Here is an 11,690-nt window from a genome sequence, read left to right as displayed (position 1 = left end):
TGGTACTAATAATGGGACTATTGATCTAAAAAACCAAAAACTTAATGTGGCTGGTGCTAATGGTGTGACAGCAACTGTAAATAATCAAACTGTTACTGTTGGTTTAGATACAGATACTAAAACTAAAGTAGATAACTCTTCCGTTGCAGTTGCTCGTAATATTTCTCTTGGTGCAGATAGTGGTACACCATCAAGTCAATCCTTAAAAGATGGTGATGTAGCATTTAATGTAAAAGGTGCTACTGGTGATTTCATTTCTACGAAGATGAATGGCGACACTGTAGAAGTTTCTACAAAACGTTCCACTATCAACAGTGATGCTGCAGGTACTGCTTCTGTTACAGGTGATGATGGCTTAGCAACTGCTAAGAACGTGGCCGATGCGATTAATAAAGCGGCTAGCCAAGCTAAAGATGGTGCAGCATGGAAACTATCTGTTAATAATGGTACACCGACTACTGTAGCCGGCGGAGATACTGTAGACTTTACTGGTGATAACAATATTACAGTTACACAAACTGGTAAAAATATCGCTACCACATTAAACAAAGACCTTAAGAAATTAAACTCTATTTCTCTTGAAAATGGTGTGGGTGAGACAATCAAGTTTGATGCAATTAATGCTAGTGGTAAGTTTGGTGATCCAGCTGTAGGTAATTATACACAAATTGACCGTGATGGTATTAGAATCAATAATGGTATTGATGTAAATCAACCGAATACAGCAAATACTTATTTAGATGTTGGTTCTTTGTCTTTACAAGCTGGACCTAATAGCAGTTCTCTTGATTCTAAAACACTCATATTTAATGATGAAGATGGAAATCTTGCTCAAGGCAGTGCCCAAGGTATGGCATTCCGATCTGCAGCAGGTAAAGAGGTTCAATTTACTCTTGATGAAATCAATGCTGGTGGCAACAAAATTAAAGAGGTTGCGGAAGGTACAGATGATACTGATGCAGTAAATGTAAAACAGTTAAAAGATACTGTAGCAAGCCAAACGTTGACATACCGTGCTAATAGCGCAGCTGATGCAGATGCTAAGTCCGTTAAATTGTCTAAAGGCTTAGACTTTGTAGATGGCACGATGACAAAAGCTACTGTAGATAATGATGGTAAGGTAACATTTGATATTAATGATGATACTAAGACTAAGATCAATGATTCTGCAGCGGCTGTGAGCCGTAAGGTTTCCCTTGGTGCAGATAGTGGTACACCGTCTAGCCAATCCTTAAAAGATGGTGATGTAGCATTTAATGTAAAAGGTGCTACAGGTGATTTCATTTCTACGAAGATGAATGGCGATACTGTAGAGGTGTCTACAAAACGTGCTACTATCGATAGCAATGCCACTACAGGTGCAGCCTCTGTCACAGGTGATGATGGCTTAGCAACAGCTAAAAATGTAGCAGATGCTATCAACAAGGCAGCTAAAGCAAGCACTGATGCAATCAACTTGAAATTTGCTGGCGATACTAATACCTCCGCCGGTGTTGTCAACCTTAAAGATGATACATTGGGTATCAAAGGCGACGGTAAATATGTAACAACTGATGCAGATGGTAAGAATTTAACTGTAAAAGTATCCGAAGCAGAGGTTAAGAAATCTGCTGTAAGTGCAGTTACAGTAAGTACTGATACAACTGATGCGGATAATCCGTTGACTGTTACAGGTACACCAAGTGCAGATGGCACAACTAAGGATTACAAGGTAACTATTGATGGTACTAAGGTTGCTACTAAGACTAAATTGTCTTACAAAGCAAATGATGGTACTGCTAAACAAGTATCCTTAGCAGATGGCTTGAACTTTAAGGATGGTACGTTAACATCTGCTACTATTGATGATGCAGGCGTTGTTAAATATGATGTAAAAACAGCGGCTATTACAGCTGGCACAGATGGCACTGTTACAGCTCCTACCACTGATGGCGTGGCAACAGCTAAGAATGTAGCTGATGCAATTAATGCAGCTAAAAAAGCATCTAAAACAGAAATTACTGCTAATGATGATGAAGCGGCCAACGCAACAACTGGTAATGTAAAATTAACATCTACAACGGCTGCAGATGGTCATACAATTTACAATGTAAAACTTAATGATACATTGACATTTGGTACTGGCGCTAATGCCATTGTTATTGATGGCACAGCGGGTAAGGCTACTATTGGTAGTGCAGCTATTGATGGTGTCAATAATACAATTACAACTGGTGGTAATAAGGCGGTAATGTTAGATGGTTCTACTGGTACAATTACAGGTAAAGCAGCTAATATCGGTGGTGTCACTGTAGATGGTACAAATAACCATGTAACAGGTCTCGCTAATACGACTTGGGATGGCAATGCTGTTTCTGGCCGTGCTGCTACAGAGGATCAATTGAAAGCAGTAGCTGATGCTGCGGCTAACCAAACATGGGAAATTACAGCTGACAAAGATGCTGCTACGTCTGGTAAACAAACTGGTACTAAGACAAATGCCAAAGTAGGTAAAGATGCAAAGGTTACGATGATTGCTGGTGAAAACATCACAATCAACCAAAATGAGCGTGATTTCACATATTCCTTGAATAAAGACCTTGTGAATATGAACTCTGCAAGCTTCAACGGTACTGGTAATAACACAACTGTTATCAATGGTGATTCCATTACACAAACTGCTGGTACGCAAACGAATACATCTACTGCAGCTGGTAATACAGTAACAGATGGTGCTAAGTCTACCGCAACAACAGCTGATGGTACTAAGATTACTGATGGTACAAAAACAAATACTTCCACAGCAGATAGCACAGTTATCGATGATGGCAATGGTAATAAAACAGCTCTTACTAAAGATGGTGTAACAATTACTGCAGCTGGTAAGGATCCTGTATCCTTAACTAAAGATGGCCTCGATAATGGGGGCAATAAGATTTCTAACATTGCAGATGGTACAGATGATACCGATGCTGTCAATGTACGTCAATTAGAGGCTAAGTCTAAGGCGTCTAAAACAGAATTGACTGCTAATGGTGGTGAAAGTGCTGGTAGTACTACAGGAAATATTGTATTGACTAAAACAACTGCCGCTGATGGACATATCATTTACGATAACAAGTTGAATGATAAGGTTACATTGGGTACAGATCCAACTAAGGCAGTTACTGTAGATGGTACAACTGGTACAATCAAGGCTGGTGATGGTGCTAATGCAGTTGCTATCGATGGCAAAAATGGTTCTGTAAAAGCTGGCGATAAGATTGCTCTTGATGGTAAGGATGGCAAGGCTACAATTGGTACTGTAGGTATCGATGGTAAAGATGGCATTATTACTACAGGTGGTAATAATCCTGTTGCAGTAAATGGCAAAGATGGTGTTGTTACAGGATTAACTAACAAAACTTGGGATCCAAATAATATTGCATCTGGCCGAGCTGCTACGGAAGATCAAGTTAAATCCGCCGTTGAAAATGCTGGATGGAATGCAACTATTGGTACAGAAGGCTCTGGTATTAACAGCACACCTACTGCAACAGCTGAAAAAGTAAAAACTGATGAAACAGTTACTTTCAAAGCGGGCAATAATATGATGGTTAGCCAAGCAGGTAAAACAATTAGTTATGCAGTAAATCCTGAACTGAAGGATATGAAGTCTGCTACATTTAAAGATGCAGCAGGTAACACAACTGTCACAGATGGTAATGGCATAACAATTACACCAGGCAGTGCAAATCCTAATAATCCTAATGCAGGCACTATTTCTTTGACTAAGGATGGCCTTAATAATGGTAATAACCAACTTAAAGGTATTGCACCTGGTACAGATGATACTGATGCTGTTAATGTTAGTCAGTTGAAAGCATCTAATGCTAGAATCGGCGATGCTATTGGTCAAGTAGCAGGTGAGGTACAACGCGTAGGTGCGCATGCAGCAGCAATGGCAGCGTTGAAACCAATTCAATATGACCCATTGGAACCAACTCAAGTGATGGCTGGTGTTGGTAACTATCGCGGTGAAACAGCAGCGGCCTTAGGTCTTGCACACTATACAAACGAAGATACAATGTTCAATGTTGGCGTATCTCTCGGTGCAAACCGTAATATGGTAAATGCTGGGGTAACTCACAAATTTGGCTCTAGCCCAGAAAAGAAAAATATTCCTGATCGTTACAAAGCAGGCCCTATTAGCTCTGTGTATGTAATGCAAGATGAAGTATCTAGTCTCAAGAAAGAAAATAGCGAACAAAAGACTGTTATCGCAGATCAAGCAGCTCGTCTCAATACGTTGGAAGCAGAAAATGAACGTCAACGTCAAGAGTTAGCTGAAACTAAACAAGGTTTAGAGGACTTGCGTGCAGCAGTTAGCCAATTGTTAGCATCTAAAGGCTAGTAATTGATAGTTCGTATCAAAATCTAGGCTAATATAAAGTCTGATCAGAAATAAAAGAACCTCTTATATACTGATATACCTAGTAGGGTATATTCGGATACTATAAGAGGTTCTTTTTTGCAATTTTGATATAGATTATTAAATATAATCATAATATATGAATGACTTTTCATATATTATTGTGATATAATACAGAAGATATTAGGAGTTAGATGTTAGCTCTACCTTGTACGATCTTGCATGAATAGGAGATACTATGTTAGACCGCATACAACGATGGCTTTCCATAGATTCTATGTTGCCTACTGCAGAACGATTAGGCCCTGTAGGGACTACAAAGCAGCTATATGGTAATTACTTGAAAATAGCTTGGCCAGCTACATTACAAGGCTTAATGTTACAATTTATGACGGCCATCGATTTGGCAATGGTTGGTGCTCTTGGTGCATCTGCTCTTGCTTCGGTAGGGATTATGGGACAGCCAGAGATGGTGATGCTCATATTTTGTCGCGCCTTATCTATTGCGGTAACAGCTATTATAGCTCGCCGTCACGGTGAAGGCGAAGTAGATGGCATGAATGCTGTACTTAAACAATCCATTCTATTGAATTTCTTGATTTATGTACCTCTATTAGCGATATGTCTCTTTAATTTAGAACATATCTTACGCTTTACCGGTGCTGAAGATGGCTATATTGAAACGGCTGTGTGGTATGGACGTTTTATTGTCATTAGTCTTATATTCCAATCCTTTAGTCAAATTGTAGGGGCTGCACTTATTGGATATGGCAATACAAAGGTTATTTTTAAATCCAATGTAGTAGGGAATATACTGAATACGATAATGAACTTCTTCTTAATTTATGGTATTGGTTTCTTCCCTGAGCTCGGCGTTATGGGCGCTGGCGTTTCTACAATGATCAGTAGTGCTGTCATTGCACTATTATTATTGCGTACGATTTCACAACATACGACTACGGGATTAACCTTGAGGCATCCTTCAAAATGGAAGTTCGAACGAACGGTGTTACATACCATGTTCCACGTTGGTGGTAGTTCACTAGGGGAACAGTTCTTTGAACGTTTTGGTATGTATACGTACACCATGATTGTTGCCTCCTTAGGTGCCGTACCTTTAGCAGCACATTATGTATGTATGAATTTGATGGATATATTCTATTACTTTGCGATGGGCCTCGGCTTTGCCGGTGCGTCTCATACGGGACAGTGTCTTGGTCATAAACGACCAGATATTGCGAAAACCTATGGTAAAATTGGTGCCCGCATCGGTCTAGTAGTAGGCCTTGTAAGTGCTCTCATATTTATTGGCCCTGGCGATCTATTAGTACAGTTGTATACTCGTGAAAGTGAAGTCGTTACCTTAGCGGGTGCCTTAATGGGGATTATGGCTGTTGCAGCATTCCCTCAAGCATTACAGCAAGTATATTCTGGTGTTCTAAAAGGGGCAGGGGATACATATTATATTATGAAATATTCCCTTGTTAGTGTAGCTATTATTCGGCCTATCATTACATACCTATTGTGTATTACATTAGGTTTAGGGCTTTTAGGCGCATGGTTATCCTTATGCTTTGACCAGTCCTTACGATTATGTTGCTCCTATATTCGATTTATTCGTGGTGCATGGCAGCATAAGATAGTTTAATCTTACATGGAAATGACAGGAATATTAACTTTGACTATCATTTAAATAGTATTTTTTCATATAAAACCTAAATTTTATAGTATTCGATATAGAGCTTTGGTATAGATAATATCTGTGTTTTCTGCTACTTATCACTTTCTATATTGAAAAAATTAAAATAATTTATGAAAGGTTTATGAAAAAGTTCTTGCATATTCAATTTGTTTGATGTACAATACGAAATGTGGAAAAAATGACACATTGGGGAATGTGTTATCGGACCAGAAATCTATGATTTCATGTATATATGTAAGGGATATATATAAGAAACAAACAAAAACCGCCTTAGTTCAGCTAAGGCGGTTTTTGTTTTATAAATGATTTTGTTCAAGCCAGGCGATACATGCGGCTTTTCCTGCAGCAGGTAACTCTTGGAGTAGGCGTTTTGCATCTTCTCTAAGTTTAGGAATATCGATACCTGCATTAGAAAGCTCTGCACAATGGCCTACAAGCCAACTTTCAATGAAAGCAGGATCAGCCTCCATATGGAATTGAAGACCTAAAATATGTGTGCCTACGGAGAATGCTTGATTTGGGCATAACTCTGTTTTAGCAAGGCGCACCGCACCTTTAGGGATTTCAAATTCATCACCATGCCAGTGAAGAACTGGTACATTGCCTAGCAATGCTAGTGGGGAGGAGGCGCCTTCAGGCGTATATTCTAGCGGGCCAAAGCCAATTTCTTTCTTACCATGCTTCATAGGTCCTACGTGACCACCCATGATACGGGAAATGAGTTGAGCGCCTAAACAGATGCCTAGCAATGGCTTTTTACTATTAATACGATCTGTAATGAATTTGATTTCATCAGTTAAGAACGGATAGAGTTCTTCATCGTAAGCGCCAATAGGGGCACCGCAGACGATGACTAAATTAGCCGCTGTTGCATCATAGTGTTCAAAATTGGCGAGGGGAGCCTCGATGTATGTTAGTTCAAATCCTCGTTCTTTTAGGACTGACTCTAAGATACCGACATTCTCAAAGTTAATATGACGTACAATGTAAGCTGTTTTACTCATGGTTCCTCCTATATAGCTTTATATAACTGTATATATAATAGTAATTTCTACAAATCGTACTGTCAGTATATCATATTCTATAGAATTTATTGTGTGATGAAAATCATGATATATAAGCGTGCTAGGGAAAAGAAGGCCTTAAAAACATCTCATTAATACATAATGTGATTAACAATGGGGAAAAATATATTTTGTGAAATTATATCGAAAAAAGTCGTTGACATAATTTAGAAAATGTTTATACTGATGAGAGTAACATGAAATCCCGTAGAGAGGGAAGAGATGCCTTTTAGTTCATGAAGGTATTGTAAGGAGGAAGAACATGAACAAGTATATTGCTGAATTTATTGGCACAATGATTTTGGTATTCTTTGGTACTGGTACTGCCGTTGTAACAGGTGGCTTTACTGGTGGTCTTGGTTTGGGTTACTTGGGCGTTGTTGCCATTGCATTAGCATTCGGTTTGACAATCGTTGCCGGCGCATACGCAATCGGTCACGTATCTGGTTGCCACGTAAACCCTGCAGTATCCATTGGTGTATGGCTTTCTGGTCGTATGTCTGCTAAGGATTTTGCCGGTTATGTTGTAGCTCAAGTTATCGGTGCTTTCGCTGGTACAGGTTTATTGAGTGTAGTCGTAAATGGCTCTGAAACACTTTCTGGTTTTGGTGCTGATGGCTACGGTACATTAAGTGCAGTTGGCCTTTCCATGGGCGGTGCATTTGTAGTGGAAACATTCCTTACATTTGTATTTGTACTTGTAATCCTTGGCGTAACAGCTAGTGAAAAAACATCTGCTCTTGCAGGTCTTGTAATTGGTGCTACATTGACAATGGTTCACTTGATCGGTATTCCATTGACTGGTACATCTGTAAACCCAGCTCGTGCATTAGCTCCAGCTGTATTTACTGGTGGTGAAGCGTTGGCTCAAGTATGGCTCTTCATCATTGCTCCTTTAGTAGGTGGTGCGATTGCAGCTGTATTCCATCGGGCATGGTTCTCTGTAAAAGAAGACTAATTTAATACTGATATTATACAAAGCGTCTACGGAAACGTAGGCGCTTTCTTTTGTTCGCTTAATTTTAAAGATAGGTTAAGATAAATATAAGATATATCTTAAAAGAATAAAGGGGAAGATCATCAGTTTTGATAATTAGACCCTTTATATTCCTAATATTATAAAGATAATTGTATTTTTGAATTTGAAAGATATAACAACCGAATATAGATAAATTTCGAAATCCTCATGATAATTTCATAAAAGATATTGAAATTTATCGAAAAGTTGTGTAAAATGAAAGTATATTATTACCAAAGGCCTGTGTATTGTTAAGGGCTGTTATTGGAGGGAATTATAATGAACAAAAAATTATTAGCTTTATTGGCAGTTGCTGCTGTAGGTGTATCCGTAGCTGGCGCAACTCCACAAACTCAATTCAACAAAGGTGAATTCCAAGTTGATCTTGGTGCAGCAAATGTTGAAACTAAAACTGAAGGTTTTAAAGATGCTCACAAATGGAACTTTGATGGTGGTTTGACTTATGCTTTGTCTGACAAAACTGCTGTTCAATATGGTTACCATGGTTTAAATTCCAAACATCTTGATACAAACATGCATGAAGTTAACTTGGTTCAATCCTTGAATAAAAACTTCGCAGTATATGGTGGTTATGCACGCATCCATAATAATGATGGTGATGGCACTAACAACATTGCACAAGCAGGTGTAATTGGTAAAGCTAACCTTGGCTCCAAAGTAGAAGTTTACGGTAAAGCTGGTGTAGGTACTAAGAAAACTACAACTTGGGAAGCTGGCTTAGGCTACAAAGTAAACGAAGACTTGGATATCAACGCTGGTTACCGTTATATCAATACACAAGATACTGATACTGAAAACGTATCCTTCCAAGGTCCTGTAGTTGGTTTGTCCTACCGTTTCGGTGGTCACAAAACAGTAGCTCCTGTAGCAACTCCAGCACCAGCACCTGTATACACTCCAGCTCCAGCTCCTGTTGTAGAAGCTCCTGTATACAAAACTCCTAAATTGGATTACTATGTAGACTCCATCTACTTCGATTCCGACCAAGATGTAGCTCGTGCAGACCAATATCCAAACTTAACAGCTGCTGTAAATGCTGCTAACCAATACTCTCAAGACCAAGTTAAATTGTTGGGTAATGCTGATACTGACGCAACTCCTCAATACAACGTTGGCTTGTCTGAACGCCGCGTACAATACGTAGCTCAATACTTAGTAAACAACGGCGTATCTGCTGATCGTTTAATCGGTATTGCTAATGGCGACACTAAACCAGTTGCAACTAACTCCACTGCAGCAGGTAAAGCTGAAAACCGTCGTGTAGACGTTTACATTCATCGCTAATCTTTAATCTAATTTAGATTAGACATACAATATAGTCCACCTTCTATCATGCTCTCGTGTTCATCGGGGGACCGAGCATGTGATAAGGTGGACTTTTGTGTTATACTAAGCTTGCATACAATCGTAGGTCATACAATGTTCATTAAGTTTTGGTAATGTATGCGTTGTGAGTATAGTAAAGTAGGTTATATATGAAAAGATTTAAGTATTATAAACCGCTCATAGGGGCCATAATATTGGCGGGTGTTATGATTATGATGGCACTGCGTATCAGCGATATTGCTAATGCTATTGATGCCGTCGTTACAGCTTTTGTTCCGCTTATAGTAGGTGCTTGTATCGCATTTGTGCTAGATATTCTAGTGGTGCGTTATGAACGCTGGCTGTGGCCCAAGAGTAAAACAGGTTGGAAAAATAAAATTAGACGACCTTTAAGCCTCGTTTTATCCTTTGTCACAATCAGTGCTATCGTCTATTTTATTGCTCGCATGGCGATTCCACAATTGATTCACTCCATGTCGATCATCGTGGCTTCTTCGCCGCAGTTGTATACAGATTTCCAATCTTGGATGCAACACCTTACAGAAACGATTCCGATGGCATCCAATCAAACATTGATGGATACCTTGAGTGGTGAAAGTATTGTTAAGTATACGCGCGAGTGGGGCACAAAAGGTGGTACATACCTCGTGAATGCGATGGGAACAGCCTTATCTTGGACTTTAAATATAGGCCTTGGTTTGATTTTTGCCATTTATATGCTGCTCGATAAAGAGCGCCTTATGATGCAAGGCAAACGTATTTTAAAAGCCTATGCATCTGATGAGTGGGTTAACCGTGTTAGTTATGTTACACGTGTTGCTGTTCAAACGTTCAGTAACTTCTTTGTAGGCCAGTTTATAGATGCCTTGATTTTAGGTATTATGGTTGGTATTTCATTATGGGCATTCAATATTGAATATGCCACTACAATTGCTTGTGTTATCGGCCTTACTGCATTAATTCCATTGCTAGGTATTTATGTGGGCGGTGTGATAGGTGCAGTTATCTTACTCACTGTAAGCCCTATGGATGCATTAATCTATGTGATTATCTTAGAGGTTCTTCATCAAATTGAAAGTAACTTTATTTATCCTAAGATTGTAGGTAATTCCGTTGGTTTACCTGGTTTGTGGGTGTTTGCAGCTGTTATCGTCGGCGGTAGTTTAATGGGCGTTACAGGTATGTTGATTGGCGTACCTTTAGTGGCTACATGCTACAAATTGCTCATGACTGATGTAGACGATCGACTTGCATCAAATGAAGGTTTATAGTATATTGTCTAAATAATATATCTATTTATGTATGTTTTGTGTGCTGTTGTATATAGCACGAACTTATAGTAATTCTAGTATACAGATGACTTTTACTATTGGTGAAAGCATTGTATATAGTAGGAGGATATGTAATGAATAAAAAGTTAATTTCTATGGCATTAACAGGTGTATTGGCGGTTGGCGTATTGTCCGTTGCTACACCAAGTGTAGCAGATGCGCGTAAAACAAAACCTGAAACAAGTACTGATATTTCTGTACAACGTGCACCAGGCGAATCCATAGTTATGACTATGAGTAAAATTGGTACTATTTTCCAAAATCGCTATCCTAATGCAGCACTACATTCTGTAGAGCTTAACTCCAACGATTTGAACTATGGTTACAAAGTAGTAGGTTATAGTAAATATCATCAATACAAAATGAAAATCGACGTAATCACTGGTAACACTTCCGATATGGAAGAGGGTGGCAAACCTAAAAAAGTTATTGGTGAGATCTTCAATAAGGATAAAGTAATTGAAGCAGCTCAAGCTGAACGCGTTGCAAAACAACAACTTGGTGCTGATGCAGTTGTAAAAGGCTGGAAAATTGAAGCTCATGAAGGTAAAATCCTATACTATATGACAATGCATCAAGACGGTAAAAAGACTGTAGTTACTGTAGATGCTGAAACAGGTGCTTATGTAGGTCAAACTAAATCCAGTAAATTACCTCCTGAACCAGATCAAGGCTTCGATGGTCGCAGAACAAATATTATTTGGGATAATACAATTGATATGGGTCGTTAATCTATTTATAGACAATCTAAAAAGAGCTGAAGATAAAATCTTCAGCTCTTTATTATTGTCTTTAGACTGGTTCGCGACGTAGTCGCGAATCATTAAACCACCCGCTA

General features: G+C 39.0%; 7 protein-coding genes. 6 read left to right on the top strand and 1 reads right to left on the bottom strand.

Features of this window, described 5'->3' with window-relative positions; genetic code table 11:
- Positions 1–46 precede the first annotated feature (46 nt).
- Together QZ055_RS05010 and QZ055_RS05005 are read left to right on the top strand one after the other, a co-directional pair.
- On the top strand, positions 47–4,372 hold the full coding sequence (locus tag QZ055_RS05010) for a YadA-like family protein (RefSeq protein ID WP_295825054.1): 4,326 nt from the start codon (positions 47–49) through the stop codon (positions 4,370–4,372).
- A 256-nt stretch (positions 4,373–4,628) separates the two neighbouring features.
- Entirely contained in the window at positions 4,629–6,038 is a 1,410-nt protein-coding gene (locus tag QZ055_RS05005) for an MATE family efflux transporter (protein ID WP_295825052.1), read from the top strand.
- 350 nt (positions 6,039–6,388) lie between these two features.
- Here the strand turns inward: QZ055_RS05005 and QZ055_RS05000 are convergent, their stop codons facing one another.
- Positions 6,389–7,096, bottom strand: a complete 708-nt coding sequence (locus tag QZ055_RS05000) for a glutamine amidotransferase (protein ID WP_295825050.1) — start codon at positions 7,094–7,096, stop codon at positions 6,389–6,391.
- A gap of 322 nt (positions 7,097–7,418) precedes the next feature.
- On the opposite strand from QZ055_RS05000, the gene QZ055_RS04995 reads away from it, so the two are divergent.
- From QZ055_RS04995 to QZ055_RS04980, 4 genes are all read left to right on the top strand, one after another.
- Positions 7,419–8,114, top strand: a complete 696-nt coding sequence (locus QZ055_RS04995) for an aquaporin (RefSeq protein WP_295825048.1) — start codon at positions 7,419–7,421, stop codon at positions 8,112–8,114.
- A 339-nt stretch (positions 8,115–8,453) separates the two neighbouring features.
- A complete protein-coding gene (locus tag QZ055_RS04990) occupies positions 8,454–9,479 on the top strand; it encodes an OmpA family protein (protein WP_295825046.1) in 1,026 nt (341 codons plus the stop codon).
- A 191-nt stretch (positions 9,480–9,670) separates the two neighbouring features.
- Positions 9,671–10,792, top strand: a complete 1,122-nt coding sequence (locus QZ055_RS04985; RefSeq protein WP_295825044.1) for an AI-2E family transporter — start codon at positions 9,671–9,673, stop codon at positions 10,790–10,792.
- A 134-nt stretch (positions 10,793–10,926) separates the two neighbouring features.
- Positions 10,927–11,583 carry a peptidase gene (locus QZ055_RS04980; protein WP_295825042.1) on the top strand — a complete coding sequence of 219 codons (657 nt, stop codon included), beginning with the start codon at positions 10,927–10,929 and terminating at the stop codon, positions 11,581–11,583.
- Positions 11,584–11,690 lie beyond the last annotated feature (107 nt).

It is taken from the genome of uncultured Veillonella sp., assembly GCF_905209685.1.
Lineage (GTDB): Bacteria > Bacillota > Negativicutes > Veillonellales > Veillonellaceae > Veillonella.
Note: the sequence above shows the minus strand (reverse complement) of the source record. Positions and strands in the feature narration are given on the sequence as shown.